The sequence below is a fragment of the Litchfieldella anticariensis FP35 = DSM 16096 genome (genome assembly GCF_000409775.1).
Classification (GTDB): domain Bacteria; phylum Pseudomonadota; class Gammaproteobacteria; order Pseudomonadales; family Halomonadaceae; genus Litchfieldella; species Litchfieldella anticariensis.
In genome coordinates this window covers 911,787-933,140 of record NZ_KE332388.1, presented here as the reverse complement: position 1 = coordinate 933,140, position 21,354 = coordinate 911,787, and the positions used below count along the sequence as shown (strand labels likewise).

The window sequence follows — 21,354 nt, the reverse complement described above, 5'->3', positions numbered from 1 at the left end:
GGTCACCGCTCCTTGCGATCAATGATTCAAGACGCGCCGCAGGAAATCCTGGGTGCGTTCGTGCTGGGGAGCGCTGAGCAGTGACTGGGCATTGCCCTGCTCGACGATCTTGCCGCCGTATAAGAAGCAGACGCGATCGGCGACCTCCTTGGCGAAACTCATCTCGTGGGTCACCACCACCATGGTCATGCCCTCGGCGGCGAGATCGCGCATCACCGTAAGGACATCGCCGACCAACTCGGGGTCTAGCGCCGACGTCGGTTCATCGAACAGGATGGCGTCGGGGCGCATGGCCAGGGCTCGGGCGATCGCCACGCGCTGCTGCTGGCCACCGGAGAGCTGGGAGGGATAGGCCTCGACCTTGTCGCCGAGCCCAACTTTTTCCAGCAGTTCAATGGCTCGCTGACGTGCCTGGGCGCGGGGTTCGTGTTTGACGAACACCGGGCCTTCCATGACGTTCTCGACCACGGAGCGGTGCGGGAAAAGGTTGAAGCGCTGGAAGACCATGCCCACACGGGTACGGAGATCGTTAATATCCTTGCTGTGGGTATCTACCCGCCGGCTGTTTATCGAAATCTCGCCCTGGTCGTAGCTCTCCAGGCCGTTGATGCAGCGCAGGACCGTGGATTTCCCCGAGCCCGACGGGCCGATCAGGCACACGACTTCGCCAGCCTTGACCTCCAGGCTGACGCCCTTGAGGACTTCCACCTCGCCGAAGCTCTTATGGATATTGTCGATGGTGATCATTTACCGGCTCCCTTGACCCCTTTACCGAAATAGCGCTCAAGACGGTTTACGCCGAAGATCAGCGGCAGGCTCAGGGCCAGGTACATCAGCGCCAGCATGGTGTAGACCGTGGTGTTCTGGAAGGTGGACGCCGCGATCAGTTGGCCGGCGCGGGTCATCTCCGCCACGGTGATGGTCGAGGCCAGTGATGAGTCCTTGAGGATCATCACCGAGGTGTTGCCATAGGGTGGCAAGGTGATGCGGAAGGCTTGGGGCAACACGACGCGACGCATGATCAGCCGGCTCTTCATGCCGATGGATTTTGCGGCCTCGATCTGCCCGGCGTCGATGGCTTCGATGCCGGCGCGGAAATTCTCCGCCTGATAGGCGCTATAGGCGATACCCAGGCCGATAACACCGGCTTGGAAGGCGCTCAGTTGAATGCCAAGCTCGGGAATCACGAAGTAGATGTAGAACAGTTGCACGATGATCGGCAGGCCGCGAATGACGTTCACGATGGTGCCGGCGGTCACCGCAAATGCCTTGACCGGTGATAGCTTCATCAGTGCCAGGATGAGCCCCAGCACCGTGCTGAGCAGCAGGGAGCCGATGGTGATCTGAACGGTGATCACGGCTCCCTTGAGCAGAATCGGGAAGAACGCCGAAATGTCTGCGAAATCCATAGGGGGTCCTTGTTATTGTCAGGGGGCGCGACACAACGTGCACGAATCCCCGGCATGTCTCTGGGGAGATGCCTCAGCCAGACGATTACTTTGGTGATGTCCGTGACGATGGCACCGGCACGATAGGCCGGTGCCTGGTGCGGTATTACTGCAGACCCCACTTCGAGAAGATGGCGTCCACCGTGCCGTCGCCCTTGAGCTTGGCCAATGAGGTGTTGACCCGCTCTAGCAGTTCGGTGTTGTCCTGCGCGACGGCAAGACCGATATGACCGACCATTTCCTGCTGGTAGTTCTCGGCGAGTTTGAGGTCGGGGAATTTCCCCTGGCTGAGTTGATAGTTGATGATGGGGGCATCGCCCACGCCGGCAATGATCCGGCCTAGCGAGATATCGCGCATCATGTCAGCCAGGGTGTCGTAGTTGCGGACTTCCGGAAAGATACCCTTGGCATTGAGCTGCTCGACATAGGTGGTGCCGACCTGGGCGCCAATCACTTCACCTGACAAGTCCTCGAGGGTGTTGATGTTCCCCTCGTAGTCGTCCCGAATGACCACGCCTTCCCCATACGGGAAGACATTGTCGCTGAATGACACCACTTCGGCGCGTTCGGGGGTCTTCAACATGGCTGCGGATATGATGTCGATCTTACCGGAGGTGAGAGAGGGGATCAGGGCGTTGAACTGTGATTCCTGCACCTGGACGTCGTAGCCCATGTCATCGCCAAGGGCATGGATCAGGTCGACCATCGCGCCAGTGATTTCGTTGTTCTGGATATCCAGGAAAGTGAAGGGAATGCCGCTGGGCGTTCCTCCTGCCTTGAGCGTTTCCGCGGCCATGGCCGTTGAGGTGCCGGTCAATGCCAGCACCAAACCTAGTAGCCCGGCGGCGAGGCCATGCTTGAATATCGGCAGGGTGCGATGTTTCGTGGTTCGGCGAAAAAAAGTCGGAAGCATCATGGATGTCACCTGATAGTTGTTGGGATTGTTGGGGCCATACACAGCGAGGCTGCCAACATTGAGACTAGGTAAGGGCAGTTTTATCGTCAAGCATTAAAATTTATCGAATATCGATAAAATGATACTTGTTCTCGCAAGCGCTAGGCGGTGCGCTTGTTTGTTGGCAGACCCTATCCTTTCCTCCATATTCCGATGCACCCAAAACAAAGCCTGCCGGATCGGCAGGCTTTGTTCGTGATGGTGGTCTAACGCTAAAGGTCACCGGGGTCGGCACACATACCAATAGTTCTGGAAGTCGTGGTCGAGTTCGTGAACCTCGATATCGCCGAACCCTGCTGTCTGGAAGTATTCCAGGGCTTTCTCCCTTCCCCACATCGCGCCGAGCCCTTCGCCGCCACTCGCCAGCGACACCGTCATGCAGTGCATGCACGAGAGGGTGTAGAGCAGAGGGCCGATCGGGTGGTCACAGTCCTCGTGATGGTGACTCGAGCCCTTGATGTCCTGGGCCAGGTAGATGCCGTCGTCGGCCAGGGCGCGGCGAATGCCGCGCAGCAGGGCGGCGGGGGCGGCTTGGTCGTGAACGGCGTCGAAGGTGGTGATGAAGTCGAACGCCGCTGGCTCCGCGTTACTGTCGAAGTCGGTGAGATCACGGATCTCGAAGGCCACGTTGGTGTTGCCGAGCTCGTGGGCCTCCTTGCGGGCGAGGGCAATCGCCTCTTCGGAAATGTCGTAACCGGTGAAGTGGCTGTTGGGATATAGCGCTGCCAACTTGTTGATGGCCTTTCCCCGTCCGCAGCCGGCGTCCAGTACGCGGATGCCCTGCTCGAGGCGTTGCTTGAGTCCTGGCACCAGCGGCAGGATATGTTCTTCCAGTGCCGGTATCACCGACTGGCCACTGTCCTCGGCCATGATCTCGTGGAAGCGACCGAAGCGCTCGTAAGGCACTCCGCCACCGTGCCGGAAACAGTGCACGATGTCGTCCTCTACCGCTCCCAGCAACGGAATGTACTGCGCGAACACCGCCACGTTGTCCGTTGGCGAGCTACGGCTAAGGCAGGCTGCATGCTCCGGTGGCAAGTAATAGGTGCCGGTCGCAGAGTCATGCTCGACGATGTTTCCCACTGTCATCGCGCCTAGCCATTCGCGCACATAGCGTTCGTTAAGGCCCGCGCTATCCGCAATTTCCTGGCTCGTGGCCGGGCCCATCGCGGCCAGTGAGTCGAACAGGCCGGTACGATGGCCGATCGAGGTCATCAGGGTGAGTGCCCCTGAGTTAAGGATGTCGACGAGTCGCTCGGCAAAAGCTTCGGCTCGCTTGTCGTCGAAGGCGGTCACGCTATGGGCCGCATCGGTTACTGCAGACATGGTGGTTCCCCCTTTTTTCTATCCACCGGTGGGCTTGCACCGGGACTGGGAATAAGCATGGCCGTCTGCCCGATTGCCGGCTAGTGAACTCGTGGTCTGGTTCTCGCGAGAGGGTTTGCTTCAACTACAATCAAGCACATACGAAGAGGTTTCTCACCGACACGAAGGTTCCGGCAAGACTTGGTTCCGGCGAACTGTACCTTCGGTACAGTGGGCTCGGTAGGTACGGGGGTAGTCATGGCAATGGGCAGGGGCGAAGCGACCCGCGAGCGGATCCTGGCCATCACGGAGGCAGCGGTGCTGGCCAAGGGGTTTGGTGCCACCTCGATCGAGGAGGTCATCGCCGAAGCCGGAATTACCAAAAGCGGTTTCTTCTACCATTTCCGCGACAAGAACGAGCTGGCGCGTGCATTGCTGCAGCGATACATGGAACGCGACGATGTGCTGCTCGACGAGGTCTTCGCTCGTGGCCGGGAGCTTGCCGCCGATCCCCTGAACGGGTTTCTGGTTGGCCTGAAGTTGCTGGCGGAAACCATGGCGGACCTGCCGGGCGGGCATCCGGGATGCCTCGTCGCGACCTATTGCTATCAGGAACGCCTGTTCGACCGCGGCGTGCGTGAGCTGAATCAGCATATCGTTTTCCATTGGCGTACCCGCTTTCGCACGCTTCTGGAAGAAATCGTCGACCATACCGCAATGCAGGAACCGGTCGATCTCGATGCCCTTGCCGACATGGTGTCCACCGTCATCGAAGGTGGGCTGGTTTTGGGGCGGGCCACTGGCGATCCGGATATTCTTCCCACGCAAATCATGCTGCTGCGCGACTATATCAGGCTGCTGTTCGAACCGGCGCCTCTGGCGGTGCATTAAGCCGGTGTGCGACATTGGACTGACACCGTATCCCTGTCCATGGTTAAAGGACTGGTTCCCCCGTGGGGATAGGATGGGATGAAAGTGGTTAGGCTAGTGGGCGTGGCACTTGGGGGCGTGCTGCTGTTGGTGGTGGTGGCGGCTCTGCTCCTGGAATCTCCCTGGATGCGTGACTGGCTGGAAGAACAGGCCAGTCAGCAAGTGGGTGGTCGCGAGGTCGGGATAGGCGATCTGGAGATCGGCTGGGGCTGGCCGCTGGCAGTGCGGCTGAATGACGTGCGTGTCGCCAATGCGTCATGGGCCCGCAACGAGGATATGGCACGTCTGGATGCGTTGGCCATTGACTTGGACGTTGGGCGATTGATCAGGGGCGAGGTGGAGTTGGAGCTCGTGCGCGTCGAGCGGCTAGTGCTTCATCTGGCACGACGAGAGGACGGCACCTTCAACTGGCCTCGCCAGAGTCGTACAAAGACACCTGAACCGGGTAAGGGTGGACAGCCCGTCTGGCCCAAGGCGTTTGCCGTCGAGCAGGGCCAGTTGACCTACCACGACGCCGCGCAGGATATCGAGATCGACGTCGCTTTCGAAACCCCGGGCGACACGAGCGATGAGCTACGTCTTGACGTGCGCGGCGAGGGGCGCTTGCAAGATGATCCCCTGGCATTCCAAGCATTGGCGCACTATCAGCGAGCAGAGAATCATGTCGCTCTCGAAGAGCTGGAAGGAGAGATCGGTGGTAGCCGTCTGAACGGTTCGCTGGCGGCGGATCTCGGCCGAGATGTGCCTTACATCGAAGCGCGACTGGAAGCCGATGCACTGGACCTGAACCGCTGGGGAGTGCTGGACGAGACCGAGGGCGATCGAACGAAGGACGAAGCCACCATACGAAGCGGGAGCGGTGACGAAGCGGAGAACGCCTCGACTCTCAGGGCGGCCTGGGACCAGCGCTGGGCTGAGACTCTCGAGGGGCTGAAAGCGTTCGAGGGGCAAGTGGACCTTTCCATTGCCCGCCTGAGCTATGCCGATCAGACCCTGCACGATCTAGCCGTCAAGGGACAGCTCGAGAATGGTCGCGTCAGCGTGGAGCGTCTGCATGCCCTTCAGGAACGTGCCGATGGACAGCAAGGTGGGTTGACCGTCCAGGGCTGGATCGAGGTGCAGGAGCAGCGATTGGTCGCCGACGTGGAGGCACAGTTCGACCGGGTCGATCTGACTGCGGCACTTGCGCCGTTGGGCCTCGGGGAGTTGGGCATGCTCAATGGTCGGCTCAACACGCAGGTGGTCGATGGTGGGCTGGTGTTCGACGACACCGCGTTCGACTATCAGGGGCCGCGGTGGGGGGTGGCGCTTTCCTTGCGTGCCAATTCCCGTGAGATCCAAGGTGTGGACAAACCTGGGGTCCATATGGTCGGCGATGGCACTTATCAGGAAACGCCATTTTCGTTCGATTTGGTGGTGGGCCCTCTGCTCGATCTGACCAGTGACGAGCCCTATCCGATATCCGGTGAACTGAGCACCGGCGACACCCAGCTGCAACTGGACGGCAGCATCGTTCAACCACTCGAGCTCGCTTCGGTGGAAGGCGATTTCCAGATCGAAGGTCCCACCCTGTCGGATATCTCCGATCTGACTGGCATCAACTTGCCCGAGGTACCTCCCTATCAGGTTCGCAGCCACCTACGATTCAGTGACGACATGCTGCATCTGAATGGCATGCAGGGTGGCTTCGGTGACAGCGATGTGGCTGGCGACGCACGCTTGCGCCTGGACGAGCGACCACAGCTGTGGGCCACGTTGACTTCGGACACGCTCGATGCCGCAGATCTGTTGCCGATGCTGGGTATCGCACCGGAAACCGGAGGGGGAGAGACGGCGTCTCCCGAACAGGAGCAATGGGCCGAACAGGACAGGCGCCGCCAACGGCTTTTTCCCGACCGCCGCTGGGATGTGAAGGGGCTGCGTGGTACCGACATCGTGCTCGACTACCGTGCGAAGAACGTCCAAGCCAAGCATGTGCCCTTCAACGATGTCTCCCTTGAGCTGGAGCTACAGCAGGGTGTGATGACCATAAAGCCGTTGCAGGTGGGGCTTGGCGGTGGCCAAGTCAGCGGCTCATGGGTTATCGATGCACGTCAGGAAGCCCTGGAGGGCAATCTACAGTTGGCACTCGAGCGGGTGAACCTCAAGGCTCTGTTGCGTGAGGCCAACTTGCCCCAGGTGGCCAGGGATACCCTTGGGGTCGTCGGCGGACGTGGCGATTTCGATTACCGCGGCCGCTCGATGGATGAGGTCATGGCAGGGCTCAACGGCACGCTGGAATTGGCCATGTCCCAAGGCTGGCTGGACATCATCGCGGCGGAGCTGCTGCCCTTGAACGTGGCCAATGCCTTGGTCGCGGCCCTCACCGGCGAGGAACAGGTGGCATTGGAATGCAGCTATGTCCGCCTCGTTGCCGAAACCGGCTTGGCCGACTTGGAGCGGTTCTTCATGGCGACCGAGATTGCGAACTTCACTGGCGGTGGCGCGATCGACTTGGATACCGAGAGGCTGCAGCTGGTTTTCGAGGGGCATAACAAGAACGTGACCCTGTTCACTGGCAATTCTCCCGTGGAACTGGATGGGTCGATGCGCAACCCGCGAGTGAATGTAGTCACCAGTGAGCTGGTGGCACGTGGTTTGGCCTCTCTGGTCGGTGCCTTGGTCGCACCGCCCACGGCGATCCTGCCCTGGGTCGACCCGGGTGGGGGCGAAAATGTCGGCATGGGGTGTGAACGGGCCATGAGGGAGTTCAAGGATGATTGATCGCCCTTTCTTTACTTTCATGCTGGCTTCCTTGGCCCACTTCCGTCCAGCGTTGTGCTGTTACCGCGATGCTAGGGTGGCCCGGTTCGCTGCGCTTTCAACTGCGCCTCCACCTTGTCGATGATATCCCGACTCAGTTTGCGCAGCAGGGGCTTCGCGGCCTGGTGGACGGCCTTCTCCATTGGGTGATTATTGAGGCTGTATTCCAGTGTCAGGTGAATGTGGGTGCCACCTTCGATCGGTGTCAGGCGGTAGCTGCCGTGATTCGGTACACCGGTGACGGAGCGCCAGGCGAATCGCTCGGAGGGCGTGAACTCGGTGATCTCCACATCAAAGCTCAAGGGCACCCCGGCCACGCGGACCCGCCAGCGGTAGCGGCTGTCGTCGAGGCGAACTATGGTGTCTATGGCATCGCTGTAGTCGGCGAACGTTTCCACCCGGTCGATGAGGGCAAATACCTCTTGTGGGCTGGCCGCGATCTCGGCCTCATGTTCGACGACAGGCATGGACTTCTCAACTCCCGAAAGCAGACTCGATGACAACGTTCAGGAAGAACGACTCTTTGGCCGGCGATGTGGAATCGACTCGGCAGCCGATGAAGGTGTTGGTCATCCTCGGGCATCCGCGCATCGATAGCTTGTGTGGTGCATTGGCGGATGCCTTTTGCGAGGGTGCCCGCGCGGCAGGCGTGCAACTGCGCCGTTTGGACCTTTCGACACTGGACTTTGATCCGTCTGTGCAGACCCCATCGCCCAACCAACAGCCCCTTGAGGAAGACCTGCGCATGGCGCGGGAGAGCATCCTCTGGGCGGATCATCTGGTATTCGTCTATCCCACTTGGTGGGGAACGGTTCCCGCGCTTCTCAAGGGATTCTTGGACCGCATCATGACGCCGGAGTTTGCCTTCAGGACCTGTGAGGGTGGTATCGGTTATCAGGGGCTGCTGAACGGTCGGTCGGCGCAACTCATCACCACCATGGATACACCACCGCTGATTTACCGGCTGCTCTATCGCGAACCGGGCCGTAATGCGATGGCGCGGGCGACCTTGGGATTCTGCGGCATTCACCCGGTGCGCGCGCTGGCTTTCGGTTCGGTCAAGGATGCCACCGCGCGACAGCGGCAGGCCTGGCTGGCCCGTGCCAACCGGCAGGGGAGGCGGCTGGAACAGGGCCGGATCACCCCCGTGGAGCGGCTGAAGCACAAGGCCGGGGCCTGGCTCCGCGGCCTGCGGCTGCAGTTCTACCCCATGACCTGGATAGCCTATGCGACCGGCGGCCTTGCTGCTTCCCCGAGCAGCGGGGTATTTGGCAATCCCGTGTTCTGGATCGGTTATCTTTGCCTGTTCCTGCTGGAAGTCGCTACCGTGCTGATCAACGAAGTGGTCGATCTGCGTACCGATCGCCACAACCGTTTCTTCAGTACCTTCACAGGGGGATCACGGGTACTCGTGGAGGGGCTGCTGAGCCTGCGTGAGGTCAAGGCTGGGATCGTTGCCGCGTTGCTGGGCTTCCTGGCCAGCTCGGTGTGGCTACTGAGCGTGGCATCGTCTGCCCCGGCTACTGTGATCGCCGTATTGGGGATGCTGGCAATCCTGGCCATCGGCTATACAGCCCCACCGCTAATGCTCAGCTATCGTAGCCTGGGCGAGCTGGACGTCGCGGTCACGCACAGCATTGGCGTATTGCTGTGTGGCTATGTGTTTCTGGGTGGTATCTGGAACGATCCACTGCCGTGGTTGTTGAGCTTGCCGCTGCTGCTGGCGATCCTCCCTTCCATCACCCTTTCCGGTATCCCGGATCTAGAGGCCGATGCCATGGCCGCCAAGCGCACCCTGGCCGTGCGCCTGGGGCGGACGGGTGCCCTGTGGGTTGCGCTGGTCTTCACGCTGCTTTCTGCCGTTGTCGCCGTGGCCTGGCAGTCCATGGGGCTGGCGGCCGGCGCCTTTGGTGGCATTGCCCTCGCAGTCATTCCACATGGTGCCTTGCTATCGTGGCTGCTGTACCGGCACATTCGGTTAGACCACCCACCCGGGCGAATCGACGGCCTGATGGCTGCTTCGCTTGGCTATGTGCTGTGGTTCGGGCTCGTTCCACTGTTTCAATTGGCAGGGTGAAAAGTAGGCGGCTATCGCCGGCAGGGGATGGTATCGGCGGGCTAATTGTTGCAAAATGTTACTTTTGTGGCTTAAATTGTAACAGCGAGTCATGGAGACGGCTGCTGATAACGACAAAAAGGGGGATGGAAGCTGCACGGGCTGCCCCCGACCACCGTGCCCAATCTTTGGACGCGGAGCTGTGGGTATGAAGGGGGCGCTGACCACAAAAGCGGGCATCACTGAAGAGCCTGGTACGGCAATATCGCATGCCGGGTTCTGGCAGCGGCTATCGCGCGACTTTCTGACCTCTGGCGGGCGCACCACCGAGGATCAGCCAGATTATCTGCGGATCACCCTGCTGAATCTGCTGGAAGCTGCGGCTTTTGTCTTTTGGGGGCTGTTCCTTTCTCTCAATCTACTGGGAATGGTGGAAAGCTCCATCGGACGCATAGTAATCGATGCGACTGGTGTTGTGGTCGCTGTCGGTATACTTGTCAGTTTGCGCCTGGGTGCCCCAGTGACAGTGGTTGCACATATCGCGAATGCGTCGCTGTTTGTTTTTCTGCTGGCGTTGGTCGTCATCCGGTCCAACAATCCGTTAGCGATGACGTTTCCGCTCATCTACCCCGCCATGGTCTTCCTGCTGCTCGATGATGTGCGCCGAGGTAGCATAGGGACACTATTGATGATCGTTGGCATCAACGTGGCCATCTTCTCTGGATATGGCCCGGAGTTGCATGATCGGGCCATGGCAATCGATGGTGCGCTGACGGTCAGTTTCGGAATGTGCTTCCAGGCTGCCGTGATGGCGTTGTATGTCTATCATCGCAAGCGGGTGATGGCACGACTGCGCGCCGTGAGTGTGCAACTCTCGGACCTGGCTTGCCATGATCCGCTCACCGCGTTGTATAACCGCCGCACCTTCATTGAGGTGCTCGAGCGAGAGCTGTCACGACGCGATCGCAATGGGCGTAAACTCGCGTTCTTGCTGTTCGATATCGATCGCTTCAAGGCCTACAACGACCACTTCGGCCATCCCAAGGGTGACGCCCTTCTCAAGCGTATTGCCGAAGCCGCCCAGGCAGTATTCAGCCGGCGTGAGGACATCGTGTTCCGGCTCGGTGGCGAGGAATTCGGCGTGGTGTTCCGAACCGACGATGAGGAGCAGGCTGCTGTCATGGCCGACCAGTTACTGGCTGCCGTTGAGGCGCTGGGCGAGCCGGCACCTGCGGGGCCGCACGATTTCATCACCGTTTCCGCAGGGCTCAACCTGTTGGAGAGCGGGAGCAATGTCATCTCCGCGAACTATGTCTACAGCCGGGCGGACGAAGCGCTCTACCAGGCGAAGGAATCCGGCCGCGCGCACTGGGTTCATGCCGTGGGATGAATTTCTCTCTCAACGTTGGCGAAACATCCAATAGTTCCTACCTTCTGGACTGGGACGCTGGGCGAGCAGTGGACGGTCGTGTCCCTCTCATTTTCCAACCCGGTATCGCCGCTAATGCTGAGCGGTTCGCGGTTCGGCGTTGAAGTGACGCAGCCCGAGGAGTTCGATCCGGTATTCATCGCTCAAGGGGTCGAACCCAACGCGGTATTGGGTCGGATAGTAGCCGGACAGGCTGTATCTGGCAGGCGTATTCACCGGCATGGTGACATCGGGCCGCGAACGCAGGAAGTCCAGCGAGACCATCGGCTCCAGGAAAATGAGCCGCCCGGCATGATAGCCATAGATGAAGGCGTGTGTGAACGGCTGGCCATGGAACTCGTGGCCGGCGAGGTCGATGCCATGGACACCCATGCTCTCGACTGCCGACTCGGGAGGTACTATGTAACCCGCCGGTACCAGCGAGGCATCCGGGGGCGCGAGCTGTTGTTCCCGGTCAGGTCCCAGGAAGGTGACGGCCTGCCGTTCGGCATCGCTGATGAGATAGAAGTGCATGTCGAAGTGGGGGACCGAATAGACGCCGTCAGGTATATGCCCGGCGGGGTTCCAGTCCAGGAGAACATGGTCGTACCCCGTCGGTGAGACACCCTCCGGTAGAGGCAAGAGGTATAACCATACTTGCTGGTCGGGTTGTGGCGCCGGTAGACCTTCCAGAGCGCCTCCCGTCAGGGCAACGGCGATGGAGATCGGTATCCCGCTTGAGTCTTGCGTAACGACTACTCGAGCCAGGCCGTTGCCGACGGCGACCGGCTCACCGTTCAAGATGACCCCCTCCGATGCCTGCATGGAACTCGTGGTCAGTGCCAGCAGCAGCGTTGTCGCCAGGCCCAGAGGGCGGAAACCGCCAATACCAAAACATTGCATGGCTGCAATCCTCTTGATAAGACGCCGCACCGCCATGCGCTGACGGTGCGGCAGCGCGTTAACAATGGGTACAACATGCCACCTGCCATGACCGTCTCGGTACGGGGGAAGAAACGCGTGGGGAAAGAGGCCTGTGGGCCGCCGTCGGAGGCGTCCGGCTTGGTCAATTCATTATAGCTCCCAGTTTACTTTTCCGAGACGCGAACCCTCGCCGAGCAGGAGATCATGGCTGCCCTTCCCGCGCTTCAGGCGTTGGGCTTGTTCGAAGTACTAGAGGTTCGCAACGAAGGATTGCGCGCCTTGGTGGAATCGAGTGAAGTGTGATGAGAAGGATAGGTACTATTGGAGCCGTGGCAGAATGTGGTTCCAGTCGAGTGTGAACCAGGTCTGCGTCAGCGGACCCTTTGCTACTAAGTTCAGGGAGAGTGAAAGATCATGCCCATCGTCACCATTCAGCAGTTTCCCCGCCCGCTGGAGCAGAAGCGGGAACTGGCGCGACGCATTACCGAGGCCTTCGTCGAGGTTTACGGAACTAAGGAAGAGGCGGTGCAGGTGTTCTTCAGTGAGATCGATGGCGAGGGCTGGGCCAAGGGCGGTGTCATGGGCTGCGACAAGACGGACAAATGACGGAGGTCAGCGTGGAAGCACCCAACTCGTCCGATCGCCTGGCACTAATCCGGGAGCGTCTGCAGGGCTTCGCTCGTGCTCGTGACTGGGGGCAGTTCCACTCGCCCAAGAATCTGGTGATGGCCCTTACCGGTGAAGTAGGGGAGCTGACGGAGCATTTCCAATGGCTAACCGAGCAGGAATCCCAAGGGCTCTCGGGCACGGACCTCGATGATATTCGTGAAGAGATCGCCGACGTGCAGATCTACCTGCTGATGCTCAGCGAAAAGCTCGGTGTCGATCTGTTGCAGGCGGTCGAGGACAAGATCGACAAGAACGAGCGGCGCTACCCGGCGGAACGGGTACGCGGAAGCCGCCGGAAGTACCTTCCGTAAGTCGCAAGGGAGAAACTGAGATGGGATATAATGTTATCTTTGTGCTACTTTAAATTGTCTAACGATTCACGAAGATAACATTATGCCGACTCCTCATACACCTCCTGCCGCTGTAAGGCGTGTACTACGCAAGTTGGGAGCTGACATTCACGATGCACGCAGGCGCCGGCAACTCACCATGGCGGTGGTTGCCGAGCGGGCGTTTACCTCTCGTTCCACCCTACAACGTGTCGAAAAGGGTGATCCGGCAGTCAGTATGGGTATCTATGCCGCAGTATTGCAGGCTCTTGGCTTGCTCGATGGATTAGGGAAAATGGCCGATATTGCCAATGACACCATAGGCCAGCAGCTCGCGTCCTCCGAGTTGCCGGAGCGCGTGAGGCCGCGTCGCTCTACCAGGAAGCGTTCTGATGGGTGATGTAGAAGTCCATATCGATCTGGATGGACAGGTTCGACTTGTAGGACTCCTGCGACGCCATGCCTCGCGGCGTGCGGAAACAGTCACTTTTGAGTACGACGATACTTGGCTGACCGACGAATACAGATTTTCCATCGAGCCGGCGTTGGTCTTGACTCAAGGGCCCTTCCCTCCTTTGGCGGGACAAGACATTTTCGGTTCGATAGGAGATTCGGCACCGGATACTTGGGGGCGTCGCCTCATGCAGCGTGCCGAGCGTCGAGCAGCTGGACGGGAAGGTCGCCATGTTCGCTCCTTGTCTGAGCTGGATTATTTGCTTGGTGTGTCTGACGAGACTCGCCTTGGTGCCTTACGTTTCCGCTGGGTGGGGGAAACGACCTTCCAGGCACCTGTCCAGGAAGGGGTTCCTCCTCTAATGGCGCTTGGTAGGCTATTGCAGATCACCGAACGTGTTCTGCGGGATGAAGAAACCGACGAGGACATGCTGTTGATCTTCGCGCCGGGGTCTTCTTTGGGTGGCGCTAGGCCCAAAGCCTCTGTCATCGACCAACATGGCCACTTGTCCATCGCCAAGTTTCCGAAGGAAACCGACGAGTACAGCATTGAAACTTGGGAGGAAGTGGCGCTGCGTCTAGCCAAGAGGGCTGGGATCGAGACACCTCATCATGAGTTGATCCACGTAGCCGACAAGCCAGTGTTGTTGTCACGGCGTTTCGACCGGGAAGACACGATTCGTATCCCTTTCCTGTCTGCCATGTCGATGATGGGGTTAAAGGATGGCGAGCGTGGTAGCTACCCTGAAATTGTCGATTCCCTGACGCGCCACGGCGCCCAAGCCAAGCGAGATGCCGAGCAGTTATACCGGCGCATGGTTTTCAATGTTCTGATTTCCAATGTTGATGATCATCTGCGCAACCATGGTTTCCTGTGGCATGGGGATGGCGGTTGGACATTGTCTCCTGCTTATGATCTGAACCCAACGCCAGCGGATCTCAAGGCCCGCATTCTCACGACGAGTATCGATCTGGATGATGCTACTTGTTCATTGGAACTGGTGGAGAGTGCGGCAGAATACTTCGGTTTGGGACTTCGCCGCGCTAGGGAGATTATTCGGGAGGTGGCCGAGGTTACGGCAACATGGCGGGCTGTGGCACGGAAAACAGGGGCTAGAGAGGCTGAAATCCATCGAATGGCAAGTGCCTTCGAGCATGAGGACTTGGCTAGGGCAAACTGTTTGTGAGCGATAGGGTCTGAGGGGCTGAACTACGCTTACCCACTCAGCCGAGGTGACAGGGAGGTTCTCCAATGCCGATTCGACCGCTTTGGGGCGAAGGCAAGGTGCGCGCACGGGACCCGCATTCCGAGGTGCTGCATAGAGGATCATGGGCGGATTCGAGCATTACGCTCGACCATCGGCGCTGGGGGTGTGGCGAGGCGGAATTGCGTTGGACGGCGCCACGCCATGTCATCGTTCTGACGGAAAAGGGGCGAACGTCTCGCACGCACGTTCGGGCCGAGGGTTCGGGTGTTTATGACGGCGAGGACCGCCCCGGGGCACTGACCTTCGTGCCCGCCGGCGCGGAACGCTGGGGCGCGTATCGCGAGGCCGATCTCATCTATTGCGCCCTGTGGATCGACCCTGCCGTGCAGATTCCCGGATGCGAGCGGTTGTCGCAATTGCCCACCATGGTGAACGGCCGCGATACGGTCATTGCCACGCTGCTGTCTTCCCTGTGCGCGGAAGTGGCAGCCGGTGTCAGGCCGGACTCCGCCTATATCGAGCATCTGGTCGCGCTCGCTGCCATGCGAATGGTGTCATTCGATACCAATCCGAAGCCGGTCTCGCGCCATGCGCCCCTCAATCGACGATTGCTGGAACGCGTGAACGAGTTCATTGAGGCGCATATGGATGCCGATATTTCGCTCACCGACCTGGCAGCTCTCGCCAATATGCCGGTCGACACCTTCGCGCGCCGCTTCAAGGCGGCAATGGGGCGGGCACCGTATGCCCATGTCATCGAACGGCGTATCGCCCGTGCCGAAACGCTACTGGCCACCACCGATACGCCAATCGGCCACCTGGCGTTGGCACTTGGCTTCTCGAGCCAGAGCCATTTCACTTCAGCATTCCGGCGCCTCAAGGGCATGACACCGAAAGCCTACCGCTCACAATTCTTTCCCGAATCCTGATAGTTCTCCCGGTTTCTTGAAAGAACCCGGTTGGATTCGCTCCTAGGCTAGCCAAAAGCGAACCACGTGCTGTTTTGGTAAGCCAAGGACGATCCGATGACCGATCAAGACGACAAGACCGGGCCGACGCGCCGAACCGTTCTCAAGACGGGGGTGGCTGCCGGCTTCCTATTCGTGACGGGATTGCCGCTGCGGGAAGGGCAGACGCCCGTAGCGTCGGCTGCTGCGGATGCTGCCGTGGGGGGCACTGCGGCCCCAGTCGATAGCGTTCCCACCGTTTTGCGCATCAATTCACGCGAGTTCAGCGTTGCTCTCGACCCACGAACGACGTTGCTCGATGCATTGCGCGATCACCTCGACCTGACGGGCTCGAAAAAAGGCTGCGATCACGGCCAATGCGGAGCCTGTACCGTGCTGGTGAACGGGCGGCGGATCAACGCCTGCTTGACCCTGGCCATCATGCACGAGGGTGACGAGATCACCACCATCGAAGGGCTTGCCAAGGGCGATGACTTGCATCCGATGCAGGCCGCCTTCGTGGCACGCGACGGCTTCCAGTGCGGCTATTGCACGCCGGGACAGATCTGCTCGGCGGTGGGAATGCTGGGGGAGGTCGACGCCGGTTGGTCGAGTCATGTGAGTGCCGACGTTTCCTCCAAAGCGGTTGCGCTGACTGACGACGAAATCCGCGAGCGCATGAGCGGCAACATCTGCCGTTGTGCTGCCTATCCCAACATCGTGGCGGCGATCCGCGATGCATCCGAGGAGGTGTGAGCATGCAACCGTTCAGTTATGAGCGTGCCGAGGAGGTACGGCGGGCAGTGGCCGCCGTGGCCGTCAATCCCCAGGCCAGGTTCATCAGTGGCGGCACCAACCTGCTCGACCTCATGAAGCTCGGCATCGAGCGGCCGACAGATGTGATCGATATCAGCCGTTTGCCGCTCGACCGGATCGAGGCAGCGGAGGAGGGTGGGCTACGTATCGGCGCCCAGGTGCGCAACAGCGATCTCGCCGCCGATCCGCGGGTGCGGGCGCGCTACCCGGTCCTGGCACAGGCACTGCTTGCCGGTGCTTCCGGTCAGATCCGCAACAAGGCCTCGACCGCCGGCAACCTGCTGCAGCGTACGCGCTGTTATTACTTCTACGACCGCAACATGCCCTGCAACAAGCGGGAGCCCGGTTCCGGTTGCGCCGCGCTCGAAGGCCTCAACCGCATGCATGCCGTGCTGGGCGGCAGCGACGCCTGCATTGCCGTTCACCCTTCCGATATGGCGGTCGCCATGACGGCACTCGGGGCGCGTGTCGAGACGTTATCGCCTTCCGGTGACACACGCACGATTCCGATCACCGAACTCCATCGCCTGCCGGGCGCCGAGCCCCATGTCGAGACGACACTCGAGCACGGCGAAATGATCATGGCGGTCACCTTGCCGCCCCCGCCCGCAGGCCGACAGATCTACCGCAAGGTGCGCGATCGTGCTTCCTATGCCTTTGCGCTGGTGTCGGTGGCGGCGATCGTCGCGGTGAGTAACGGTCAGGTCCGCAGCGCCCGGATTGCCTTGGGCGGTGTGGCGCCGAAGCCGTGGCGGGCGGTGAATGCGGAGCTGGCGCTGGCCGGTGCCCCGGCGACCGAGCGCACCTATACGCAAGCCGCCGACGCTGCACTCGCCGGGGCGCGAGGCTATGGCGGCAACGACTTCAAGATCCCGTTGGCCAGGCGAACGCTGCGCTACACGCTTGCCGCTGCTGGCGAACTCGTGTGAGGTAACCCATGGCAGACAGCATGACTCAGCCCTCGCGGAACCGTGCTTCCACTGGCGATGACAGGCCGATAGGCCAACCGATCGACCGTGTCGATGGCCCGCTCAAGGTCGCCGGGCGTGCCACCTATGCCTACGAGCAGACGCTGGGTGGCACACCGGCTTACGGCTATATTCGCGGTGCCGCCATCGCCAGGGGGCGTATCGCCGCGATCGACACCTCGGCGGCGGAGCGGGCGCCGGGGGTGTTGTTCGTCATGACGCACCGCAATGCGCCAGCCCAGACGGCGTTTGGCCCCTCGGTGACTCCCACCGTACCGGAGGCCTTTACGCGGGCCCGCCCCATGCTCGCCAACGACCGCGTGCGTTACTACGACGAGCCGGTGGCGCTCGTGGTCGCCGAAACGTTCGAGGCGGCGCGTGCCGCGGCGGATTTGATCGAGGTTCGCTACGCACGGGAATCGGGTGTTTTCGACCTGCACACGCATCTCGATGATGCCTATGCGCCGATACGCACCAATGCCGGCTTCGAGACCGACAGTGCCGTTGGCGATTTCATGGGCGCCTTCTCCCGTGCTGCGGTCAAGGTCGATGCGACCTACCGCACACCCTATGAACACCACAATCCCATGGAACCCCACGCGACGCTTGCTGTGTGGTCCGGCGACGAGGTCACGATCCATACCTCCGCCCAGACCTTGGCGAACTACCAGGCGGGGCTGGCCAATACCCTGGGTATGCCACCCGAGCGTGTGCGAATCGTGAGTCCGTTCATCGGCGGCGGCTTCGGTTCTAAGTTGATCGTGCATGCCGATACGGTGCTGGCAGCGCTGGCGGCACGTGTCTTGGCGCGCCCGGTCAAGATCGCGCTGACCCGGCAGCAGATGTTTGCCAATGCCGGCTATCGTGCGGAGATGATCCAGCAGGTACGCCTCGGCGCGGACCCGGACGGGCGGCTCATCGCGATGGGACATGATGTCCATTCCGCGACCTCCCGCTTCGAGGAGTTCTGCGAACAGACAGCGGTCTTTGCCCGCTCGCTGTATGCCGCGCCGAATCGTCTTACCCGTCATCGTCTCGTCGGCGTCGACCTCAATCGCGGCGAGTGGATGCGTTCCCCCGGCGAGGCGCCCGGCATGCTGGCCTTCGAATGCGCCATGGACGAACTCGCTGAGCGCCTCGGTCTCGACCCGATCGAACTGCGGATTCGCAATGAGCCGAGCGAGGATCCGGAGCGTGGTGTCCCGTTCTCGACGCGCAACCTCGTCGACTGCATGCGAGAAGGGGCACGTCGCTTCGGCTGGGAGCGGCGCAATCCCCAGCCGGGGTGTATCCGTGAAGGGCGCCAATTGATCGGCTACGGCATGGCGGCGGCGATCCGGCCGAACTACATCGGTGCCACGACAGCGCGAGTCGCCATCGATGCCGATGGGCAGGTGACAGCCCAGCTCGACATGACCGATATCGGCACCGGCACCTATACGATCCTGACCCAGATCGCGGCGGAAAGCCTCGGCGTGCCTCTCTCGGCCGTTACGGTGGAGCTCGGTGACAGCCGCTTTCCACGTACCTCCGGTTCGGGCGGTTCGTGGGGCGCGGCGAGTACCGGCTCTGCGATCCATCGCGCCTGCGCCGCCCTCAAGACACGAATCCTGGAAGCGGCGCGATCGAACGAGAGCTCGCCGCTGTATGGCATGGATCTGGCCGAGGCGAGTTTCGTCGGCGGTGAAGTCCTGGTCGGTGAACGTTCGGAAAACTTGGCCGATCTCATTCGCAGGATCGCTCCCGAAGGGATCGACGCCGAAGGCACGGTGGCATCCGTCCGGGAAACCGAGAGCTACGCGGCCTATTCCCAGCACTCCTACGGTGCGCATTTCGCCGAGGTAGCGGTCGATTGCGACACGGGTGAAATCCGTATGCGGCGCATGCTGGCCGTGATCGGCGCCGGCCGCATCCTCAACGCCAAGACCGCTCGATCGCAGATTCTCGGCGGCATGACCTGGGGCATTGGTGCGGCGCTGATGGAGGAGAGCGTTCTCGACTCGCGCCATGGACATTTCGTCAATCACGACCTGGCCGAATACCATGTTCCCGTCAATGGCGACGTGCAGGACATGCAGGCGGTCTTCCTCGAGGAACACGACGACAAGGCCAATCCACTGGGCGCCAAGGGGCTTGGCGAGCTCGGTGTCTGCGGTGCCGGTGCGGCGATTGCCAATGCCGTCTACAACGCCACCGGCGTTCGCGTACGCGAATTTCCGGTCACGTTGGATAAGTTGTTGCCCGAGCTGCCGATGGTCGCGATCTGACGATTCTCGTGACGCAGGAGAAGGGCTGACTGAACTACGCTTAAATACTCGTGCGACGTCAGCCGCCACCATCTCTCTCCTGGTCAATTTCCATGAACCCGCATATCCCTGAGCCGTTCCCTCCCCAGCGCGACCTGTTCGATCTTCCACAAGAGGTCGCCTATCTCAACTGCGCCAACATGTCGCCACAACTGCATTCCGTCACCAAGGCCGGTATCGAAGCCGTTCAGCGCATGAAAGCACCTTGGAAGATCAGCCCGGCGGACTGGTTTACCGATGCGGAAGCGCTTAGAGCGCTTGCAGCACGGCTCATGGGGGCCGATACCGACGGCGTCGCGCTCATTCCCGCGGCGAGTTATGGCATCGCTGTTGCCGCGTTGAACGTCCCGCTCAAGAAAGGGCAGAACATCGTGCTGCTGGACGGGCAGTTTCCCTCCAACCACTACGCCTGGCGGGAGCGGGCGATGATGAGCGGTGCGGAGATGCGTATCGTGTTCAAAGAGCCGCTGGATGCATGGACCGAGGCAGTGCTGGAAGCCATCGATGACGATACCGCCATAGTGACCGTGCCCAATTGTCACTGGACCGATGGAGCACTCATTGATCTCGTACGCGTGGGGGAGCGTGCCCGCAGTGTCGGCGCCTTCCTGGTCGTCGATGCCAGCCAGTCATTAGGTGCCTACCCCATCGACGTTGCCGCCGTCCAACCGGACTTCCTGGTTTCGGTCGGCTACAAGTGGCAGCTTGGCCCATACGGCTTGGGCTATCTCTACGCCGCCCCACGGTGGCGCGAGACCGGTCGGCCACTGGAGGCTTCCTGGCTGGCACGTTCAGGGGCCGAGGATTTCGCCTCGCTGGTCAACTATGTGGATGACTACCGACCCGGGGCGCGGCGCTTCGACATGGGGGAATACCCGCAATTCGTACTCGCGCCGATGGCCTTCGCCGGGCTTTCGCAGCTGCTCGATTGGGGCGTCGGGCGCGTCCAGGCGACGCTGACTGGCCTCACGGGGCAAATCGCCAAGGAAGCCACGGCGATGGGGTGTGAGCTGCTACCGGCCGATCACCGCGTCGGCCACATAATCGGTGTGCGATTGCCGGGTGACGGCATTCCCGAGGCGCTTCCCAAGCGGCTGGCGGAGGAACAGGTATTCGTCAGCGTGCGCGGCGATTCCCTGCGCATCTCGCCGCACGTCTACAACGACGCCAGAGATATCGAGCGGTTGTTGGCGATATTGCAAGCGTTCGTTTGAGTGGCCTGTGTTAACGGGGAGTTGACAGTTCGTTTTGCCGATATTTATTATCTGGATATCATTTATCTAGATTAAGGTTGGCGCCGATGCGCATGAGTGAAGGTGTCGAGTGGGGATTGCATTGCTGTGTCACCCTGGCATGGCTGGAGGCGGGCACGCCCGTGCCCACGGCCAGGTTGGCTGCGCAGTACGAATTGCCGCCCCCCTACCTGAGCAAGTGTCTTCAAGCGTTGGTGAGGGGAGGTATTCTGGTCTCGAGTGCGGGAAAGAAAGGCGGGGTCAGGCTTGCTCGTCCCCCCACGGAGATCTCACTGCTCGATGTCGTACTAGCCATCGAAGGCAGCGACTATGCTTTTCGTTGCAATGAGATACGCCAACGCGGCATGGGGTCGAGTGCTCCAGCATCCGACTTTCTTCAACCCTGCGCGATAGCGGCTGCCATGCACGAAGCGGAAAGGGGGTGGCGCAAGGAACTGGCCAAGACCAGTCTGGCGGATCTGGCATCGTCGGCACCTCGTAAGGCAGTGGACAGCACTCGGCACTTCTTCGCTTCATAGGTCTAGTTGCTCCATTAGAATCTTTGCCGATTCGTAGAAGCTGGGCGGTGCCCGATGCC

20 protein-coding genes are annotated in these 21,354 nt (G+C 60.8%); 14 read left to right on the top strand and 6 right to left on the bottom strand.

Translation table 11 applies throughout. The features are described from left to right. Positions 1-18 precede the first annotated feature (18 nt). From L861_RS11225 to L861_RS11210, 4 genes are all read right to left on the bottom strand, one after another. Positions 19-747, bottom strand: coding sequence for an amino acid ABC transporter ATP-binding protein (locus L861_RS11225; RefSeq protein WP_016416080.1), 729 nt, complete (start codon positions 745-747; stop codon positions 19-21). Then, positions 744-1,409, bottom strand: coding sequence for an amino acid ABC transporter permease (locus L861_RS11220; RefSeq protein WP_016416079.1), 666 nt, complete (start codon positions 1,407-1,409; stop codon positions 744-746). The genes L861_RS11225 and L861_RS11220 overlap by 4 nt, the downstream gene beginning before the upstream one ends. Before the next feature lie 145 nt (positions 1,410-1,554). After that, positions 1,555-2,364, bottom strand: coding sequence for an ABC transporter substrate-binding protein (locus L861_RS11215; RefSeq protein ID WP_016416078.1), 810 nt, complete (start codon positions 2,362-2,364; stop codon positions 1,555-1,557). A 258-nt stretch (positions 2,365-2,622) separates the two neighbouring features. After that, on the bottom strand, positions 2,623-3,729 hold the full coding sequence (locus L861_RS11210; RefSeq protein ID WP_016416077.1) for a class I SAM-dependent methyltransferase: 1,107 nt from the start codon (positions 3,727-3,729) through the stop codon (positions 2,623-2,625). A gap of 237 nt (positions 3,730-3,966) precedes the next feature. On the opposite strand from L861_RS11210, the gene L861_RS11205 reads away from it, so the two are divergent. Together L861_RS11205 and L861_RS11200 are read left to right on the top strand one after the other, a co-directional pair. Continuing rightward, complete coding sequence (locus L861_RS11205) at positions 3,967-4,599, top strand: TetR/AcrR family transcriptional regulator (RefSeq protein WP_016416076.1); 633 nt, start codon at positions 3,967-3,969, stop codon at positions 4,597-4,599. Positions 4,600-4,677: 78 nt separating this feature from the next. After that, positions 4,678-7,401 carry an AsmA family protein gene (locus tag L861_RS11200; RefSeq protein ID WP_016416075.1) on the top strand — a complete coding sequence of 908 codons (2,724 nt, stop codon included), beginning with the start codon at positions 4,678-4,680 and terminating at the stop codon, positions 7,399-7,401. A gap of 71 nt (positions 7,402-7,472) precedes the next feature. Here the strand turns inward: L861_RS11200 and L861_RS11195 are convergent, their stop codons facing one another. Further along, positions 7,473-7,907: an SRPBCC family protein gene (locus L861_RS11195; protein WP_016416074.1), complete on the bottom strand. Its 435-nt coding sequence runs from the start codon at positions 7,905-7,907 to the stop codon at positions 7,473-7,475. Between the two features lie 29 nt (positions 7,908-7,936). Between L861_RS11195 and L861_RS11190 the strand changes: the two genes are divergently transcribed. Both L861_RS11190 and L861_RS23625 read left to right on the top strand, forming a co-directional pair. Beyond that, on the top strand, positions 7,937-9,517 hold the full coding sequence (locus L861_RS11190; RefSeq protein WP_236617148.1) for an NAD(P)H-dependent oxidoreductase: 1,581 nt from the start codon (positions 7,937-7,939) through the stop codon (positions 9,515-9,517). A gap of 187 nt (positions 9,518-9,704) precedes the next feature. Next, positions 9,705-10,886, top strand: a complete 1,182-nt coding sequence (locus L861_RS23625; protein WP_016416072.1) for a GGDEF domain-containing protein — start codon at positions 9,705-9,707, stop codon at positions 10,884-10,886. Positions 10,887-10,997: 111 nt separating this feature from the next. Here L861_RS23625 and L861_RS11180 read toward each other — a convergent pair whose 3' ends face one another. Then, positions 10,998-11,807 carry a DUF5602 domain-containing protein gene (locus tag L861_RS11180; protein WP_016416071.1) on the bottom strand — a complete coding sequence of 270 codons (810 nt, stop codon included), beginning with the start codon at positions 11,805-11,807 and terminating at the stop codon, positions 10,998-11,000. A 435-nt stretch (positions 11,808-12,242) separates the two neighbouring features. Between L861_RS11180 and L861_RS11175 the strand changes: the two genes are divergently transcribed. The 10 genes from L861_RS11175 to L861_RS11130 all read left to right on the top strand — a co-directional run bounded on the left by L861_RS11175 (position 12,243) and on the right by L861_RS11130 (position 21,295). Continuing rightward, on the top strand, positions 12,243-12,434 hold the full coding sequence (locus L861_RS11175) for a tautomerase family protein (RefSeq protein ID WP_016416069.1): 192 nt from the start codon (positions 12,243-12,245) through the stop codon (positions 12,432-12,434). 11 nt (positions 12,435-12,445) lie between these two features. Beyond that, the gene (locus L861_RS11170) at positions 12,446-12,808 is read left to right on the top strand and encodes a nucleotide pyrophosphohydrolase (RefSeq protein ID WP_236617146.1); all 363 of its coding nucleotides are present in this window, start codon (positions 12,446-12,448) and stop codon (positions 12,806-12,808) included. An 82-nt stretch (positions 12,809-12,890) separates the two neighbouring features. Continuing rightward, a complete protein-coding gene (locus tag L861_RS11165) occupies positions 12,891-13,226 on the top strand; it encodes a helix-turn-helix domain-containing protein (protein ID WP_021029173.1) in 336 nt (111 codons plus the stop codon). Further along, positions 13,219-14,466 carry a type II toxin-antitoxin system HipA family toxin gene (locus L861_RS11160; RefSeq protein ID WP_016416066.1) on the top strand — a complete coding sequence of 416 codons (1,248 nt, stop codon included), beginning with the start codon at positions 13,219-13,221 and terminating at the stop codon, positions 14,464-14,466. The genes L861_RS11165 and L861_RS11160 overlap by 8 nt, the downstream gene beginning before the upstream one ends. 65 nt (positions 14,467-14,531) lie before the next feature. Beyond that, complete coding sequence (locus L861_RS11155) at positions 14,532-15,416, top strand: helix-turn-helix transcriptional regulator (protein WP_016416065.1); 885 nt, start codon at positions 14,532-14,534, stop codon at positions 15,414-15,416. 96 nt (positions 15,417-15,512) lie between these two features. Continuing rightward, a complete protein-coding gene (locus tag L861_RS11150; RefSeq protein ID WP_016416064.1) occupies positions 15,513-16,190 on the top strand; it encodes a 2Fe-2S iron-sulfur cluster-binding protein in 678 nt (225 codons plus the stop codon). Positions 16,191-16,192: 2 nt separating this feature from the next. Beyond that, positions 16,193-17,179: an FAD binding domain-containing protein gene (locus tag L861_RS11145; protein WP_016416063.1), complete on the top strand. Its 987-nt coding sequence runs from the start codon at positions 16,193-16,195 to the stop codon at positions 17,177-17,179. Positions 17,180-17,187: 8 nt separating this feature from the next. Beyond that, on the top strand, positions 17,188-19,485 hold the full coding sequence (locus tag L861_RS11140) for a xanthine dehydrogenase family protein molybdopterin-binding subunit (protein WP_016416062.1): 2,298 nt from the start codon (positions 17,188-17,190) through the stop codon (positions 19,483-19,485). A gap of 92 nt (positions 19,486-19,577) precedes the next feature. Next, a complete protein-coding gene (locus L861_RS11135) occupies positions 19,578-20,738 on the top strand; it encodes an aminotransferase class V-fold PLP-dependent enzyme (RefSeq protein WP_016416061.1) in 1,161 nt (386 codons plus the stop codon). A gap of 92 nt (positions 20,739-20,830) precedes the next feature. Beyond that, entirely contained in the window at positions 20,831-21,295 is a 465-nt protein-coding gene (locus L861_RS11130) for an RrF2 family transcriptional regulator (RefSeq protein ID WP_201766423.1), read from the top strand. Positions 21,296-21,354: the final 59 nt, after the last annotated feature.

Bases quoted from the DNA above. Each gene is read 5' to 3' on its own strand.
- L861_RS11225 (WP_016416080.1), bottom strand. From the start codon at position 747: ATGATCACCATCGACAATATCCATAAGAGCTTCGGCGAGGTGGAAGTC.
- L861_RS11220 (WP_016416079.1), bottom strand. From the start codon at position 1,409: ATGGATTTCGCAGACATTTCGGCGTTCTTCCCGATTCTGCTCAAGGGA.
- L861_RS11215 (WP_016416078.1), bottom strand. From the start codon at position 2,364: ATGATGCTTCCGACTTTTTTTCGCCGAACCACGAAACATCGCACCCTG.
- L861_RS11210 (WP_016416077.1), bottom strand. From the start codon at position 3,729: ATGTCTGCAGTAACCGATGCGGCCCATAGCGTGACCGCCTTCGACGAC.
- L861_RS11205 (WP_016416076.1), top strand. From the start codon at position 3,967: ATGGCAATGGGCAGGGGCGAAGCGACCCGCGAGCGGATCCTGGCCATC.
- L861_RS11200 (WP_016416075.1), top strand. From the start codon at position 4,678: ATGAAAGTGGTTAGGCTAGTGGGCGTGGCACTTGGGGGCGTGCTGCTG.
- L861_RS11195 (WP_016416074.1), bottom strand. From the start codon at position 7,907: ATGCCTGTCGTCGAACATGAGGCCGAGATCGCGGCCAGCCCACAAGAG.
- L861_RS11190 (WP_236617148.1), top strand. From the start codon at position 7,937: ATGACAACGTTCAGGAAGAACGACTCTTTGGCCGGCGATGTGGAATCG.
- L861_RS23625 (WP_016416072.1), top strand. From the start codon at position 9,705: ATGAAGGGGGCGCTGACCACAAAAGCGGGCATCACTGAAGAGCCTGGT.
- L861_RS11180 (WP_016416071.1), bottom strand. From the start codon at position 11,807: ATGCAATGTTTTGGTATTGGCGGTTTCCGCCCTCTGGGCCTGGCGACA.
- L861_RS11175 (WP_016416069.1), top strand. From the start codon at position 12,243: ATGCCCATCGTCACCATTCAGCAGTTTCCCCGCCCGCTGGAGCAGAAG.
- L861_RS11165 (WP_021029173.1), top strand. From the start codon at position 12,891: ATGCCGACTCCTCATACACCTCCTGCCGCTGTAAGGCGTGTACTACGC.
- L861_RS11160 (WP_016416066.1), top strand. From the start codon at position 13,219: ATGGGTGATGTAGAAGTCCATATCGATCTGGATGGACAGGTTCGACTT.
- L861_RS11155 (WP_016416065.1), top strand. From the start codon at position 14,532: ATGCCGATTCGACCGCTTTGGGGCGAAGGCAAGGTGCGCGCACGGGAC.
- L861_RS11150 (WP_016416064.1), top strand. From the start codon at position 15,513: ATGACCGATCAAGACGACAAGACCGGGCCGACGCGCCGAACCGTTCTC.
- L861_RS11145 (WP_016416063.1), top strand. From the start codon at position 16,193: ATGCAACCGTTCAGTTATGAGCGTGCCGAGGAGGTACGGCGGGCAGTG.
- L861_RS11140 (WP_016416062.1), top strand. From the start codon at position 17,188: ATGGCAGACAGCATGACTCAGCCCTCGCGGAACCGTGCTTCCACTGGC.
- L861_RS11135 (WP_016416061.1), top strand. From the start codon at position 19,578: ATGAACCCGCATATCCCTGAGCCGTTCCCTCCCCAGCGCGACCTGTTC.
- L861_RS11130 (WP_201766423.1), top strand. From the start codon at position 20,831: ATGAGTGAAGGTGTCGAGTGGGGATTGCATTGCTGTGTCACCCTGGCA.